Origin of the sequence: Kitasatospora sp. NPDC057965 (assembly GCF_042887135.1) — a bacterium.
GTDB lineage: Bacteria > Actinomycetota > Actinomycetes > Streptomycetales > Streptomycetaceae > Kitasatospora.
In genome coordinates, this window is the sequence record NZ_JBHVPZ010000001.1 from 220,973 (window position 1) to 235,121 (window position 14,149).

The window sequence follows — 14,149 nt, forward strand, 5'->3', positions numbered from 1 at the left end:
CGGCGCCCGCACCGGTCACCCGGGCGGCCATTCGGCGCAGCCCGCCGCCGCGGGCCCGTCCCCGGCCGCCTACCGTGGGCTGGTGACCGATCGTCCGACCGGCTCTCCGCGGACCCCGCGCCACCTGGACTACCTCGGGGCCGCCGCCGCCTTCGCCGTCTGCATGGCGGGCACCACCCTGCCCACCCCGCTCTACGGCCTCTACCAGGAGGAGATCGGCTTCTCCGAACTGATGGTCACGGTCGTGTTCGCCATCTACGCCTTCGGTGTCATCGGCGTCCTGCTGCTCGTCGGCAACGTCTCCGACTCCGTCGGCCGCCGCCCCGTGCTGCTCTGCGGGCTGACCTGCGCGGCGGGCAGCGCCGTCGCCTTCCTCGCCGAGGGCGGCCTGCCGATGCTCTGCCTGGGCCGGCTGCTCTCCGGACTGTCGGCCGGCCTGTTCACCGGCACCGCCACCGCCTACGTCCTGGAACTCGCCCCGCCCGGCCGCCGGGCCCGGGCCGCGTTCGCCGCCACCGCCGCCAACATGGGCGGCCTCGGCTGCGGACCCCTGCTGTCGGGCGTGCTCGCCGAGTACGCGCCGCACCCGCTGATCCTGCCGTTCGCCGTGCACCTGGTGCTGCTCGCCGCCTCGTTCGCGGTCCTCCGCTCCCTGCCGGAGACCGTCGCGGGTGCCCGGCCGCTGCGCACCGCCCGCCCGCGCCGGCCGTCGCTGCCGCCGGAGGTCCGCGGTGTCTTCGTGCCGGCCGGCCTCGCCGCCTTCGCGGGTTTCTCGCTGCTGGGTGTCTTCACCTCGGTCAGCCCCGCCTTCCTCGCGCAGGGCCTGGGCGTCCACAACCACGCGGCCACCGGCCTGATCGTCTTCCTGGCGTTCTTCGGCTCCACGCTCGGCCAGCTCCTGGTGCCGAAGCTGGGCACCGCCCGGGCCATCCCGCTGGGCTGCCTGGTGCTCATCGCGGGGCTCGCCCTGCTGGCCTCGTCGCTCGCCTGGACCCTGCTGGCGCCGCTGGTCCTCGCCGCCCTGGTGGGCGGCGCCGGCCAGGGCATGGGCCTGCGCGGCGCGGTCGGCGAGATCGCCGCCGCCGCCCCCGCCGAACACCGCGGCGGCGCGCTCTCGGCGCTCTTCGTCGTCGCCTACTTCGGCATCTCGATCCCCGTCATCGGCGTCGGCCTGCTGGCCCAGCCCCTCGGGCTGTCGGACGCGGGCCTGGTCTTCGCCGCCTGCATGGCCGTGCTGGCCGCCGCCTCCGGCCTCTACCTGCTGCGCCGGGCCGGGCTGTCGACCGCCTGAGCCGGGGATCGCGGCCGACCGGTGTCCGGATTCGGGCTGGGTCGAAGGGCTTTGCCCGCCCGGTTCGCGTGCGGTGAGACTTCTCCTCGGCAGGCCAACAGCAGGCCGTTCGGAGAAGTGACTTGAGGAGAGTGTCCGTCATGAGCATCGCGCGTTCCCTCGTTCCCCGCGCCGGCGTCGCGCTGGGCGCCGTCCTGATGGCGACCGGGCTGCTGGGCGCTCCCGCCCAGGCGGCCGACGGCGCCCCCGCCTCCGCCCCCGCTGCCGTCACGGTCGCCGCGGCTCCCGCTTCCGACGCCAACCAGACGGTCATCCAGGCCACCGCCGGCCTGACCCGAGGCCAGAGCTGGTCCTCGCCCGACGGCAGCACCGTCCTGTACCAGCAGTACGACGGGCACGTCGTCCTCTACAAGAACGGCGTCGCGATCTGGACCGCCGTGGGCACCTACGGGCTCGGCACCTACTTCTACGTCCAGGCCGACGGCAACCTCACCGCCTACGACGCCGCGTGGCGCCCGCTCTGGGAGAGCCGCACCGGCCGCCACCCCGGCGCCTACCTGGCCATCCAGAACGGCGGCAACCTGGTCGTCTACTACGGCAGCACCCCCCTCTGGTGGTCCAACTACCACCCCGGCGGCACCGGCCCGATCGACCCCGACCCCGAGTGCACCCCGACGACCCACCAGCTCTGCCCCTGATCCCTCCTTGGGGCCGGTCGCGGACCCGGCGGTCCGCGACCGGCCCACTCCGGGCCAGTCCGGCCCCGTTCGGTTTTGTTCGGGCGGTGCATAGGGTGGGGGCGACACCGGCTCACGCACCTGTGGAGATCTGATGAGTTCGACCGCTGTTCCCGACGCCCCACTGCCCGTCGGGGTGATCGGGCTCGGTGACATCGCGCAGAAGGCCTACCTGCCGGTCCTCGGCGCGCTGCCCGGCCTGGACCTGCGGCTGATGACCCGGGACGCCGCCAAGCTGGACCGGCTCGGCGAGGCGTACCGGATCGCCCCGGAGCAGCGGTTCACCGACCTCGGCCGACTGATCGACAGCGGCATCCGGGCCGCCTTCGTGCACGCGGCGACCGACCAGCACGTGCCGATCGTCGAGCAGCTGCTCACCGCCGGCGTCGACGTCTACGTGGACAAGCCGCTCGACCACACCCTCGACGGCGCCCGCCGCCTGGTCGACCTCGCCGACCGCACCGGCCGCTCCCTGGCGGTCGGCTTCAACCGCCGCCACGCCCCCGGCTACGCCCAGGCCCTCGAACGCCCGCGCGACCTCATCGTGCTCCGGAAGAACCGCGAGGGCCTGCCCGAGGCCGCCCGCACCCTGGTCTACGACGACTTCATCCACGTCGTCGACACCCTGCGCTTCCTGGCCCCCGGCGAGATCGAGCACGTGGACGTCCGCGCCCGGGTGCGTGACGGCCTGGTCGAGCACGTCGTCCTCACCCTCGCCGGCGACGGCTTCACGGCCCTGGGCCTGATGAACCGCCTCTCCGGATCGACGGAGGAGATCCTGGAGGTCTCCGGCGCCGACTCCAAGCGCGAGGTCCACAACCTCGCCGAGGTGATCGACCACCGCGGCCAGCCCACCGTCCGCCGCCGCGGCGACTGGGTCCCGGTCGCCCGCCAGCGCGGCATCGAGCAGGTCGTCCTCGCCTTCCTCGCCGCCGTCCGCACCGGCCGCACCCTCGACGCCCACGACGCCCTGCGCACCCACGAACTCTGCGAACTGATCGTGGAGCGCATCGAGAGCGTCAAGAGCCTCTGACGTCACATCAGCGCATGGAATCCCCCGCCGTGTGAACCGGGACGGGGGACTCGACCGGGACATCCTGGTGGACTCCACCGTGGTGCGGGCGCGTCAGCACGCTGCTGGGGCCCGCACCACGGCACCGCCTGCGGTAAAGGGGGGTGTGGGCGGCGGAGATCCGCGGGTGGAGCCGCTCGGCCATATGCATAAAGACTTCATATAAATCGACTATGCTTCAGCCATGGGCCGTCAAGACGCCGCGCGTGGCGCTACCACCGACATCGGGTCAGTCCTCTACGGACTGGCCACCAGGGCTGTGAGACGCCTTCCCCGCGACATGAGCCTCACCTCCGCCGCCACCCTGGCGACCCTGGACAGGACCGGCCCACGGCGCATCACCGATCTGGCCGCGATCGAAGGCGTCACCCAGCCCGCGATGACCGTCCTGGTCCGGGTGATGGAGGAGTCCGGGCTGGTCGAGCGGAGACGCGACACGTCCGACAAGCGGGTCACGCTGGTGTTCCTGACCGAGGCCGGCGCGTCCTACGTCCGGGCGCGGCGCCAGACGGGTGTCGATGCGTTCGCAGGACTGATCGGCAGCCTCACCGACGACGAGGTCGAGGCCCTGGCGGCCGCTCTTCCGGCGCTGCTGCATCTGGCGGCGCTCGACGACCAGGATCGAGAAGGGCCGAAACAATGACGTGGCGATCCTCGACGAGGTGGCCGGTCGGCGGGACCGCCGGAACCCCGGGGCGCTCCGAAGCGCGGCGGCTGGTCCCCTCCCTGATGTTCATAGCCCTGGTCGTGGCAGCGGTCGGCAGCCTCGGAACGCCTCTCATCACCAGCGTGGCGACCACCTTCCACGTCTCACTCGACAGCGCGCAGTGGACGCTGACCATCACGCTGCTGACCGGCGCCGTCGCCACACCCGTCCTCGGCCGGCTCGGGGCCGGCCCGCACCGACGTGCCACGATTCTCGTCACGCTGGCGGTCGTCGTCGTCGGCAGTGCGCTCACGGTGCTGCCACTGCCGTTCGCGTGGCTGCTCGTCGGGCGGGCGGCTCAAGGCGTCGGGCTCGGTCTGACAGCGCTGATGATGGGCGTGGCGCGGGACCATCTCCCGGAGGAGCGCAGCGCGGCCACGATCGCTCTGCTCTCGGTGGTCTCGATCATCGGGGCCGGAATCGGCTACCCGCTTGCCGCGCTGCTCACCGAGGTCGGCGGGGTGCGCGCCGCCTACGGCCTCGGTCTGGTCGTCACCACGATCGCGTTCCTGGCCGCGCGGCGCTCCATGCCGATGGCTCCCGAGGGCCGCTCCGCCCCGGTGGGTGCGGCGGGGGCGCTGCTCCTGGCGGCCGGACTGTTCCTCGTCCTGTTCCTCGCGAGCCAGACGAGTCTGTGGAGCCGGCACCTCGTCGTGGCGGTGCTCCTCGCCGTCGTCGCCGTGCTCCTGCTCTGCGTCTGGACCGCCTCGGAGCTGCGTAGCGAGACGCCCTTGGTCGACGTCCGGGCGGTTCGGCACCCGGTGGTCGCCGGGGCGAACATCGCCACGTTCGTCGGCGGGATCGGCATGTACCTCCTCCTCACGCTCATCACCCGGTACGCGCAGACGCCGGACAGCGCCGGCTACGGCTTTGGGCTGACCACCTTCGTCGCCGGGCTGGTCCTCGTCCCGTTCTCCGCGCTGGGGTTCGTCGCCGGCAAGCTCACGCCTCGGGTCCGGGCGCGGATCGACGCGCCCCTGCTCCTGGCCGGCAGCGCCGTCGTCGTAGGTGGCGGGTTCGTTCTCTTCGCGACGGCCCGGTCGAATCCGGCCGAGCTGTTCGTGGCCATGGGCGTGCTGGGTTTTGGCGTCGGCGGCTTCTCGGCCGCTCTGCCCGGCGTCATCCTGGCCGTCACCCCCAGGAGTGAGACGTCGAGCGCCATGAGCTTCAACTACGTCGTCCGCAGCGTCGGATACTCCCTGGGCAGCGCCATGGGCGGCCTGATCCTGTCCGCCGGCACCGACGCCGGCCATCCCTTCCCGAAGGACGGCGCCTACACCACGGCGGCGGTGGTCGGCATCGCCGCGATGGCGGTCACGACCACGGCCTGCCTCGCTCTCGCCCGCCTACGCCCGCCCGGGGCCGTCCTGACCGCGGCCTCGCCCGGCGCCGTTCGGACGCCCTCCGGATGACCGCCGTCGCCGGGGCCGTCGGCCCGGGCCGGGGTGGAGCGGCTTCTCGGGTCAGGCCGACGGGCGGGCGCGGGGATGGAAGCGGGTGGCGGCGGCGACCGTCAGCGTCCCCGCGAACGCGAGCGCGAAGGATGCCGCCCACGGCGCGGTGGCGGGTGCGGACGGGGGCGTGCCCGCGATGCTGTCGACCTTGCCGAGCGGGTCGACCGTGACGGTCACCGGCTGCTCGGTCAGCGGCAGTTCGTCCTTGTCGGCGGAGAAGGACTCCTCCCCGCCGCCCGGCAGCCGCACCACGTACCGGTAGGACGCGGAGGCGCCGAGTTCCGGGTCGCCCGGATCCTCCTCGTGGCGCACCACCACCGCCGCCACCGCCGTGCCCCGCTCGTGCAGGGCCTGCTGCTCAGCGCGGCCGAGCGACAGGGCGGCGAAGGCCCCGCCGCCGAGCAGCAGGGCCACCAGGCCGGCCCTGGCCAGCGGCCCGGTGCGGTGCTCGCGGCAGACCGCCTGCGTCCACTGCCACGGGACGAGCAGCAGCACGGGGTAGCCGAGGATCGCCGCGATGTAGAGCAACCCCGGTGGGAACCAGGGGAAGTGGCGGTCGCGGCTGGACAGCAGCCAGGCGAGCGCGAGGACCGCCAGCAGGTAGGCGAGGGTGACGGTGGTGAACCGCACCGGGAACGACCGTCGGTAGAGCCTTCCGAACTTCGCGGTACCGGTCATGGATTCCCCTCGTTCCACTCGCCCCGGACCACCTTCCTAACCCAAACGGACCCTTCCGGTGGGCACGTTCGCCGACAGGGGAACGGCCCGCCCGGACCACGGGGGTCCGGGCGGGCCGCTTCTCCTGCGGTCAGTTGGCGATGCCGCAGTACTGCTGCTGCTTGCCGATCGCGCGGTAGACGCAGTCGGCCGTCTCCACCAGCCGCAGCACGGCCTCCCGGTTGCGGGAGGTTTCGCGTCCGATCACCTCGTCGGGCGGGTAGAAGCCGCTGGCGCCGTTCGGCCCGGGGTACATCTCGAAGGTGTAGGCGAACACCCGCTGCGCGCCCCACAGCCAGTCGTCGATCGAACCGTCCGTGATGTAGAGGTCGCTCGACTGCTCGGGCGTGTAGCCGTTGGTGGCGGCCATCGAGCGGCCAAGGGTGGCGAAGGTGTTGTACTCGTCGGCGGTCATGCCGGTGGCGGTGTTGGCGGTGGTCCAGCCGAACGGCCAGAGCACCAGCTCGCTGTAGGTGTGGAAGTCGATGGCCGCGGTGATCTGCTGCTTGCCGCCCACCACCCGGCTGCGGACGAAGTCGGCGACCACCTTGGTCTCCTTGGCGGACTCCGGTCCGCTGCCCCGGTAGGTCTCGCTGGAGGTGGAGCCGGAGGAGCCGCCGCAGCAGCCGAACTTGTAGTCCCAGTTGCGGTTGAGGTCGGTGCCGACGTAGCTGCTGCCCGGGTTCGGCTGGCGGTCCTTGCGCCAGCTGCGGTAGCGGCCGGTGGCGATGTCGTACTCGCCGCCGTCCGGGTTGAGGTCCGGGATCACCCAGATCTCCCGGCTGTTGACGGCGTTCGCGATGCGGGGGTCGGTGGCGTACTTGTCGCCGAACTCGTGCAGCAGGTAGAGCGACATCTCGACGGTGAGGTGCTCGCGGGCGTGCTGGTGGGCGGTGAAGAGCACCTCGGGCTCGTTCTCGTCGGTGCCGACGTTGTCGCTGATCTTGACGGCGACGATCGGCCGGCCCTCGTAGGAGGTGCCGATCACCCGCTTGCTCATGATGTCGGGGTGCGCGGCGACGACGGCGTCGATGTCGGCCGAGGCCTCGGCGTAGTTGTGGTAGCCGGAGTCGGCGGACGGGAAGTCGTACAGCGCCGCGCCGACGCCCTCCAGGCCGGGCTCGGCGCCGTACCGGGGGCCGGGCAGCGGGACGGGCGACCAGCCGAGCGCGCGCAGCCGGGCGGCCTCGGCGGGGGTCGCGGTGACCGTCAGCGAGTCGGGCCGGACGGCGTCGACGGAGGCGCCGGTGGCGGCGACGGCGGTGCGCTCGGCGACGGTCCGGGGGCCGTCGAGGCGGTACTGCCGGGTGAAGGTGGCATCGGGGCCCGCGTTCGCGGCGGCCGCGGGGGCCGGCTGCGCGGTGGCCTGGGTGGTGAGCGGGACGGCGAGGGCGAGGGCCAGCAGGACGGCGGTGGCCGTGGCGGGCGTTCCTCGGCGGGGCAGTCGCATGACTGTCCTCCTGTGGGGGTCCGTAGGGACGGAACGGTGAGGAGGCGGGTGCGGCGCCGCGAGCATGATGGTCCGTCAATGTCATGCAATCGTCAAGGAGTTGGGCGGCCCGAGCGGGGAAGGCGGTGGTTGAATCCGGTCAGCGGCCGCTGCCAGGCTGGGAGCCGCACCGTCCGCCGAACCGTCAGGAGAACCGCTGTGCACCGTATTCCGCTCCGCCTCGCCACCGCCGCCACCGCCCTCGCCGCGGTCCTGGCCGCGGCGCCGACGGCCGGCGCCGACGACCGCGGCGGCTGGGAGCCCTGGCCCTCGCCGTCCTTCGACCTGCCGGCCGGCGCCCGCTGCGACTTCCCCGTGCACCTCGAACCCGTCGTCGACCGCGTCGAGCGGCACGTGCTGGCCGCCGACCCCGACGGCACCGTCCGCCGCGTCGCCTACCGGGGCGCCCTGGTCATGCGGCTCACCAACACCCTCACCGGCGCCCACCACGACGCCGACGCCGGCGGCCGCTCCCACGTCGAGTACCGCCCCGACGGCTCGCAGACCTGGCAGGCGCACGGCCCGATCCTGCTCGGCTTCGGCACCGGCGCGGGCAACCTGCCCCGCGACCTCTACACCGTCGACGGCGTCTACACCGTCGACATCGGCGCCACCGGCTACCGCACCCTCACCCTCCGGCACGGCTCCGCCGACCCGCTCTGCGCCAAGATCGCCTGAGCCGGCCGGGAGCCGTCAGCCACCCCCGAGCCGCACCACCCGCGCCCAGCCGGGCGGCGCGCCGGCGGTGTCGCCGTGCAGCAGGCGTGCGCGGACGTCGGCGAGGCTCTCCGGGCGGCGGTGCGCGTCGTCGACGGCCTGCAGGCAGGGGAGAGGGGTGCCGGTCAGGGCCATCAGCAGCTCCTCGCGACGGATCTCCGCCGGGGAGTGGTCCAGGGCCGTCAGTACCCCGTCGACCAGGCCGATCCGGTGCCGGGCCCCGCGACACTCGACGAGGCGTGGCCCGTCGGGGCCGGGGCCGGGGCCGGGATCCGGGCTGCCGGCGGCTACCGAGTGGCCGGGTGCCAGGGCCTCGGCGACCAGCGGGTGCAGCCGCTCGGGCCCGATCAGCCCGGCCCGCAGCAGCTCCAGGTCGGGTGGCACGTGGGCCGCCGCGTCCGGGAGCAGCGGAAGCCGCGGCAGGTCGGGCGGCATGGCGTGGCCGTCGCCCGTGTCCACCACCAGCTGCCGTCGTGCCCCGAGCCTGACGAGCACGGTGCCGGCCCCGTCGGGGTGCCCGTCGGTCCGGAGCAGGATCCGCGCCTCGGCCACCCACCGTTCGGGGCCGCCGAGGCGGACGGCCAACTCGCCGCTGCGGCGGGCGTCCCACAGGTGCCGGTGCAGGTCGAGCCGGAACCGTCGGCTGGGGTGCGGGTGGGGGTGGGCGTTCGCCCGGCCGGCGGTGCCGTCGCGGACGTCGCGGACGTCGTGCAGCGCGAGCCCGAACCGCTGCGTGCCGCTCGCCCCGGCGGGAGGTGTGCGCACCACCAGCCGCACGTCACCGTACCGGGCGAGCGGGACGGTCAGCCCGGGGCGCAGCAGCCCGTCGGGCGCGATGCGCGGGAGGTGCCAGCGCAGCAGGTCGGGTGCCAACCCCTGGAGGTCGCCCCGGACCCGGGCGGCGAGTTCGCGCCCGTACCGGCGTGCGGCGGTGCGCAGATCGAGGTCGACCTCGACTCCGGCGGCGGCACACGCCCCCGCCCAGTCCCCGGCGAGCCGCCGGGCCGTCGTCGTCTCGATGACCGAGGCCGGCACGGCGAACTCGCGCACATGCAGCCAGAAGGAGAGCCGGGAATCCCCGCGCGCGGAGTGCATGACCATCAGCACGCACCTTGCGCGGACGGGACCCCCACTTCGTGAAGAGGAGGAATCATCATCGGCGCGAGCTTAGCGACGTCGGGATCCCCGGCGCCACACTTTTTGGCGGCGGCCCTTCCGGCGGCGGGGCGCCCGGGGGGGGGGGGGGGGCCCCCCCCCCCGGGGCCGGGTCGGGTTGGGCCGGGGGTCAGTTCACGGAGACCGCCGGGCCGCCGGGCTGGGTGGAGTCGGCCATCGGGCCGTAGGTCGCGGAGAAGTAGCCCTCGCCGGGGCAGAGGCCGGAACCGGCGCTCTTGACGAAGTGCGCGTTGCGGAAGACCAGGGCGTGCGCGGCGTTGTCGGCGTTGCCGGTGAAGGCGCCGCTGAGCTGGTAGGTACAGGTGAGGGTGCCGAACCAGCTGTTGAGCACGGCCGAGGCCTGGATCGGTCCGGCCGGCCCGGCGGCGAGGGTGACCGGCAGCCCGGCGGAGTCGGCGACCGTCACGCCGTACGCGAGGTTGCCGACCGTGAGGCTCTTGACCGAGGTGACGCCGGTGACGTTGGCCGTGCAGGAGCCGAAGGTGAGGCCGGTCAGGGAGGCGGTGGCGGTGCCCGGCACGGCGGGGTTGCTCAGGACCTTGGCGGTCAGCGGCGAGGTGCCGCAGAAGACCCCGGTCGAGCCGGTGGTGTCCGAGGAGAAGGTGGCGCGGGTGCCGGCGGCGAGCGGCGCCTGAAGGACGTCGCCGACCGCGACGGCCGTTCCGCCGGCGGTCAGCACGGACCCGGCGGCGGGCGCCGCGGCGGCCGGCAGCGCACCGACGGCCAGGGTGATGGCGGCCGCGGCCAGGGCAAGGCAGGGGTGCAAACGCATGAGGGTGCCTCGTTCTCGGTGGGGGGACGAGCGGGCAGACGGCTGGCGACGCCGAAGGAAGTGGGCCCGGCGCCCGGCAGTTGACTACGTTGTAGAGCGCTGTCCGCACACCGTCAAGGAGTGGAGCGGCACTTGTTGACAATTCGTCAGCAACGATCGCCCGAGGTCCGGCGTCGACGAGGGAGGTCGGGCGCTACCCGCGTGCTGCGCGGCGGTAGTGGTCGAGGACGTCCTGGCGGAGCAGTTCGCCGAAGCCGGCGGCGTCCAGGCGGAGGGCGAGCTGGGGTTCGGTGAGGTTCAGGGCGGTGGCGGTGGTGGGCAGGTGCCAGTCGTGGGCGGCGAGGCGGTCCAGCAGGTAGCCGCGGCGGATCTGGGGTTCGGAGAGGCGGAAGGTCTTGAGGTAGGCGATGCGGCCGTGCTCGTCGGTGACCGCCTCGCCGATGTGGTTCTCCCGGCGGGGCCGGAACTCCGGCAGGAAGCGGCTGAGGGTGAACCGGCCCAGGCGGTGGACGGTGCGGGCCCGGTAGGCGGTGTCCAGGAGGCCGCCGGCCATGGTGCCGTCGTGGAAGGCGGTCCAGGCGTGCTCCTGCCGGGCGACGGCGGCGCGCAGGTCGGCGACGGAGTTGATCGGGCCGGCCCCGCGCAGGTCGGCCCGGAAGTCCGGGACGGGGGCGGACAGCAGGGCGTAGTGGTGGATCAGTTCGCCGTAGAGGTCCAGCAGCAGGGTGCGGTGCAGGGCGCGGTAGTCGTCGGGGTGCGGGACGACGAAGGCGGCGGCGAGGGCGTCGGCGACGTACACGAGCAGGCCGCACTGGCCGGGGTGGAGCTCGAAGACGCGCAGGGCGTCGGCGAGGCCGCGGACCTGGTCGCCGGAGTAGGCCTCCTCGGCGCGCGGGGACAGGCCGCGCCGCAGGGCCCGGTCGGACCACTGCTCCCAGGCGATGGACGGGCCGCCGAAGTGCAGCGCCAGGTAGCCCTCCAGGGCGAGGTGCAGCGGCAGGAAGCGCAGCCGGGTGCGGCCCTCGCGCTTGGCCAGCCGGCGTGGCACCCGGACCCGGACGCGCTCGGGCGGCTCGGCGGGCAGCGTGCCGGACTGCGTGGCGGACGGGGCGGCGGCGGGGTCGAGCCGGGTGCCGTACGCGGCCGCCGGGGTGCCGTCGCGCGTCCAGTCGGCGACGAAGCCGTGCGGGATGTACGAGTGGTAGGTGGCGCGGCGGCCCACCGGGACGGCGGCGTACTCGGCTTCGTACAGCTCCTGGTGCAGCCGCAGGTCGGCGATCGGCTCCGGGCGGACCAGCGGGACCAGGCGCACCCCGCCCCACACCTGGGCGGGCCGGGTGTCGAGGCCGGTGAGGTCGAGACGGAAGGCGGGCGGGCCGGCGGGGAAAGCGGGGCTCATCGGACGGTCCCCTCCGGAGCGGCGGACAGGAAGCGCGCGGTGCGGGCCGCGAGGTGCGCCGTCAGCTCCGCGAGGTCGGTGCGACCCTCGGCGAAGCGGGCGAACTCCACCAGGGCCGGCAGGTCCTCGGCGTCGCGCAGCCCGGCCGTGGGCACCGTCGGGGCGAGCCGGCGCACGTCGAAGCCCTCCGCGTCGTAGACCGGGTTGAGGTGCACGATGCTGGTCCGGTGCTCTGGGTCCAGCCGGGTGCGCCACACCCGCAGCACCTCGGCGGCCAGGCCGGGCGGGGCGTTGTCCCAGCCGTCGGAGACGATCACCAGCCGCTGCGGCGCGGTGTCGAGCGCGTCCAGGATCCGGCGGCCGAGCGGGGTCGGTCCGGACGGGCGGGCGAGCAGCGCGTCGGTGCGCCCGGAGGTCCACAGCGCCGTGTACTCGTCGGCCAGCGCCTCCAGCAGGAAGTGGCAGGCGAGCGCGGCGGCCAGCGGCCGGCGGCGCTTGACGCCCGAGCCGTACGCCGACCAGCTGTCGTCCAGTACGGCGGCGACCCGGCCCCAGCCGCCCCCGGCCGATACACCCCCGGAGGCGCGGGCGGCCCGGCGCGCCGAGCCGCGCAGGGCGTCGGTCAGCTCCGCGCGGCGCGCGATCCGGTCGGTGGGCGGCAGGCCCAGCACGTACGAGGCGAGCCGGGTGAGCGGCATTGCCGCGAGGTCCGCGGCGACGGCGTCGGCCCCGTGGGCACGGGCCGACTCCTGCAGGCGCAGCCGCTCCAGGGTGGTCAGCCGGGGCGCGATCCGCTCCAGGAAGGCGGCCCGCGGGATGCCGTGCCGCTGCGCGAAGGACTCGGCGACGGTGTAGGGGAGCTCGAAGACGGCGGCCTTCTGGTGGTGGGCGCGCCGCCAGGCGTCCAGCAGCGGCGCCCGGTACTTGGCCCGCCGGCCCGGGGCGTACAGGAAGTCGCCGGTCTCCGCCTCGGCGGGCCGCAGGTGGGCGTGGCGCAGCGCCCGCTTGAGCCCGGCGCGGTACTTGACGGCGTCCAGGGTCTGGTCGGGGCGCGCGGCCAGCCAGTCGCGCAGGATGGCGCGGGTGCGGCGGTTGTTGACCCTGGCCCGGCGCAGCTCGCCGATCAGCCGGTAGACCCGCTGCGGCGGCAGCAGTTCCAGCCGGCGGGCGATCAGCCGGCCCTCGGTGCGCCGCTGCTCCTCGGTGGCCTCCCGGGAGGTCTCCAGCAGCCGGCGGACGATCAGGGCGGCGTTGTGGTCGTTGATGTCGAGGGCGAGCGCGGCGGCGTACGGGCCCCGGTAGTTGACGCACATGTACGTGTGCAGGAAGTCCAGCGAGAGCTGCTGCTCGGCGGCCCCGCTGTGGAACTCGCGCTGGCCGGTGCCGGTGATCGCGGCGTTGACGAACAGCAGCACGTCCTCGGCGGCGACCAGGTCGCCGTACGTCTCCACCGCCCCGTCCCCTTCCGTCCGTGCGGTCCCGTCCGCGCGGTCCCGCCCGCGCGGTTCCGTGATGGATGCCGGCCGGGGAATGGGGGCACGAACTGCGAATCATCGCTGTAGAGGCACGTTTCGGAAGTCGCACCGGAGTCCCGCGGCCGGCCGGACGACCCTAACACCGGCCGGCCGTCGCGGGACACCGGATTTTCGCCGGCGGCCGCCGGCGAAAACGGCAGGTCAGGCGGGTGCGCCGCGCAGTTCCAGGGTGCAGCACTTCACGCTGCCGCCCGCCTTGAGCAGCTCGGTGACGTCGACCCCGATCGGCTCGAAGCCCCGCGCGCGCAGCCGGGCCGCCAGCCCGACCGCGGCCTCCGGCAGGACCACCCGGCGGCCGTCCGAGACGGCGTTCAGGCCGAAGACGGCGGCGTCCTCGTCCGAGGCGAGCACGGCGTCCGGGTACAGCGCGGCGAGCGTGGCGCGGCTCTCCGGCGAGAACGCGGCCGGGTAGTACATGACCTCGTCGTCGTCGAGCACCGCGAGCGCGGTGTCCAGGTGGTAGTAGCGCGGGTCGACCAGCTCCAGGGTGACCACCGGGCGGCCGAGCACGCGCTGCGCCTCGGCGTGCGCCCGGCGGTCGGTGCGAAAGCCCGTCCCGGCCAGCAGCCGCTCCCCGACCAGCAGGTAGTCGCCCTCGCCCTCGTTGGTGAACTCGGCCTGCACCACCGTGCGGTAGCCGCGCGAGTCGAACCACTCCCGGTACGCCGGGGCCTCCTCGGCCCGCTCGGCGTGCCGGAACCGGGCCACCAGGGCGGTGCCGTCGACGACGGTGGCGCCGTTGGCCGCGAACACCATGTCGGGCAGGCCGGGGACGGGTTCGATCAGCTCGACGGTGTGGCCGAGGTCCCGGAAGAGCGTGTACAGCTGCTCCCACTGGGCGACGGCGCGGGCGGCGTCGGTCGGCTTCGCCGGCTCCATCCACGGGTTGATCGAGTAGTCGACCGTGAAGTGGGTCGGACGGCACATCAGGTAGTGGCGGGGGCGGGCGGTACGGGACACGGGCGGTCGTCTTCCTTCCGGCGGGGTGATGCGGAGGGGCGGTGGTGCGCGGTCGGCGCGGTGGCGCTCTCCGGCAGCCCCGAGCGTGCCGGGCGAGGCGATCGTGGACATGGCCGTGGCGTGC

At 74.2% G+C, this 14,149-nt stretch carries 13 protein-coding genes; 6 read left to right on the forward strand and 7 right to left on the reverse strand.

The features are described from left to right. The first annotated feature begins 82 nt into the window (after nt 1–82). The 5 genes from ACFVVU_RS00815 (at nt 83) to ACFVVU_RS00835 (ending at nt 5,218) form a co-directional block, all read left to right on the forward strand. Nucleotides 83–1,291 carry an MFS transporter gene (locus ACFVVU_RS00815; RefSeq protein ID WP_380683123.1) on the forward strand — a complete coding sequence of 403 codons (1,209 nt, stop codon included), beginning with the start codon at nt 83–85 and terminating at the stop codon, nt 1,289–1,291. A 140-nt stretch (nt 1,292–1,431) separates the two neighbouring features. After that, nucleotides 1,432–1,989: a hypothetical protein gene (locus tag ACFVVU_RS00820; RefSeq protein WP_387787347.1), complete on the forward strand. Its 558-nt coding sequence runs from the start codon at nt 1,432–1,434 to the stop codon at nt 1,987–1,989. 163 nt (nt 1,990–2,152) lie between these two features. Beyond that, nucleotides 2,153–3,061: a Gfo/Idh/MocA family protein gene (locus ACFVVU_RS00825; RefSeq protein WP_380689197.1), complete on the forward strand. Its 909-nt coding sequence runs from the start codon at nt 2,153–2,155 to the stop codon at nt 3,059–3,061. 319 nt (nt 3,062–3,380) lie between these two features. Beyond that, nucleotides 3,381–3,743 carry a MarR family winged helix-turn-helix transcriptional regulator gene (locus ACFVVU_RS00830; RefSeq protein ID WP_380689191.1) on the forward strand — a complete coding sequence of 121 codons (363 nt, stop codon included), beginning with the start codon at nt 3,381–3,383 and terminating at the stop codon, nt 3,741–3,743. Then, nucleotides 3,740–5,218, forward strand: coding sequence for an MFS transporter (locus ACFVVU_RS00835; RefSeq protein ID WP_380689193.1), 1,479 nt, complete (start codon nt 3,740–3,742; stop codon nt 5,216–5,218). The genes ACFVVU_RS00830 and ACFVVU_RS00835 overlap by 4 nt, the downstream gene beginning before the upstream one ends. Before the next feature lie 51 nt (nt 5,219–5,269). Here ACFVVU_RS00835 and ACFVVU_RS00840 read toward each other — a convergent pair whose 3' ends face one another. Both ACFVVU_RS00840 and ACFVVU_RS00845 read right to left on the reverse strand, forming a co-directional pair. After that, nucleotides 5,270–5,938: a hypothetical protein gene (locus ACFVVU_RS00840; protein WP_387787350.1), complete on the reverse strand. Its 669-nt coding sequence runs from the start codon at nt 5,936–5,938 to the stop codon at nt 5,270–5,272. 130 nt (nt 5,939–6,068) lie between these two features. After that, nucleotides 6,069–7,427, reverse strand: coding sequence for a M14 family metallopeptidase (locus ACFVVU_RS00845; protein WP_387787353.1), 1,359 nt, complete (start codon nt 7,425–7,427; stop codon nt 6,069–6,071). Between the two features lie 198 nt (nt 7,428–7,625). Between ACFVVU_RS00845 and ACFVVU_RS00850 the strand changes: the two genes are divergently transcribed. Then, on the forward strand, nt 7,626–8,144 hold the full coding sequence (locus ACFVVU_RS00850; RefSeq protein WP_387787356.1) for a hypothetical protein: 519 nt from the start codon (nt 7,626–7,628) through the stop codon (nt 8,142–8,144). A gap of 15 nt (nt 8,145–8,159) precedes the next feature. Here the strand turns inward: ACFVVU_RS00850 and ACFVVU_RS00855 are convergent, their stop codons facing one another. From ACFVVU_RS00855 to ddaH, 5 genes are all read right to left on the reverse strand, one after another. Then, on the reverse strand, nt 8,160–9,284 hold the full coding sequence (locus tag ACFVVU_RS00855; RefSeq protein WP_387787358.1) for a hypothetical protein: 1,125 nt from the start codon (nt 9,282–9,284) through the stop codon (nt 8,160–8,162). A 184-nt stretch (nt 9,285–9,468) separates the two neighbouring features. Continuing rightward, nucleotides 9,469–10,131, reverse strand: a complete 663-nt coding sequence (locus tag ACFVVU_RS00860) for a Tat pathway signal sequence domain protein (protein WP_387787360.1) — start codon at nt 10,129–10,131, stop codon at nt 9,469–9,471. Between the two features lie 193 nt (nt 10,132–10,324). Next, the gene (locus ACFVVU_RS00865; RefSeq protein ID WP_387787362.1) at nt 10,325–11,530 is read right to left on the reverse strand and encodes a hypothetical protein; all 1,206 of its coding nucleotides are present in this window, start codon (nt 11,528–11,530) and stop codon (nt 10,325–10,327) included. Then, the gene (locus ACFVVU_RS00870; RefSeq protein ID WP_380680946.1) at nt 11,527–12,981 is read right to left on the reverse strand and encodes a hypothetical protein; all 1,455 of its coding nucleotides are present in this window, start codon (nt 12,979–12,981) and stop codon (nt 11,527–11,529) included. The genes ACFVVU_RS00865 and ACFVVU_RS00870 overlap by 4 nt, the downstream gene beginning before the upstream one ends. A gap of 225 nt (nt 12,982–13,206) precedes the next feature. After that, nucleotides 13,207–14,025: a dimethylargininase gene (ddaH, locus tag ACFVVU_RS00875; protein ID WP_387787365.1), complete on the reverse strand. Its 819-nt coding sequence runs from the start codon at nt 14,023–14,025 to the stop codon at nt 13,207–13,209. Nucleotides 14,026–14,149: the final 124 nt, after the last annotated feature.

What these genes read in the sequence shown, in the direction of transcription:
- ACFVVU_RS00820 (WP_387787347.1), top strand. Translation starts at nt 1,432, where the DNA reads ATGAGCATCGCGCGTTCCCTCGTTCCCCGCGCCGGCGTCGCGCTGGGC.
- ACFVVU_RS00830 (WP_380689191.1), top strand. Translation starts at nt 3,381, where the DNA reads ATGAGCCTCACCTCCGCCGCCACCCTGGCGACCCTGGACAGGACCGGC.
- ACFVVU_RS00835 (WP_380689193.1), top strand. Translation starts at nt 3,740, where the DNA reads ATGACGTGGCGATCCTCGACGAGGTGGCCGGTCGGCGGGACCGCCGGA.
- ACFVVU_RS00840 (WP_387787350.1), bottom strand. Translation starts at nt 5,938, where the DNA reads ATGACCGGTACCGCGAAGTTCGGAAGGCTCTACCGACGGTCGTTCCCG.
- ACFVVU_RS00845 (WP_387787353.1), bottom strand. Translation starts at nt 7,427, where the DNA reads ATGCGACTGCCCCGCCGAGGAACGCCCGCCACGGCCACCGCCGTCCTG.
- ACFVVU_RS00855 (WP_387787358.1), bottom strand. Translation starts at nt 9,284, where the DNA reads ATGGTCATGCACTCCGCGCGCGGGGATTCCCGGCTCTCCTTCTGGCTG.
- ACFVVU_RS00860 (WP_387787360.1), bottom strand. Translation starts at nt 10,131, where the DNA reads ATGCGTTTGCACCCCTGCCTTGCCCTGGCCGCGGCCGCCATCACCCTG.
- ACFVVU_RS00865 (WP_387787362.1), bottom strand. Translation starts at nt 11,530, where the DNA reads ATGAGCCCCGCTTTCCCCGCCGGCCCGCCCGCCTTCCGTCTCGACCTC.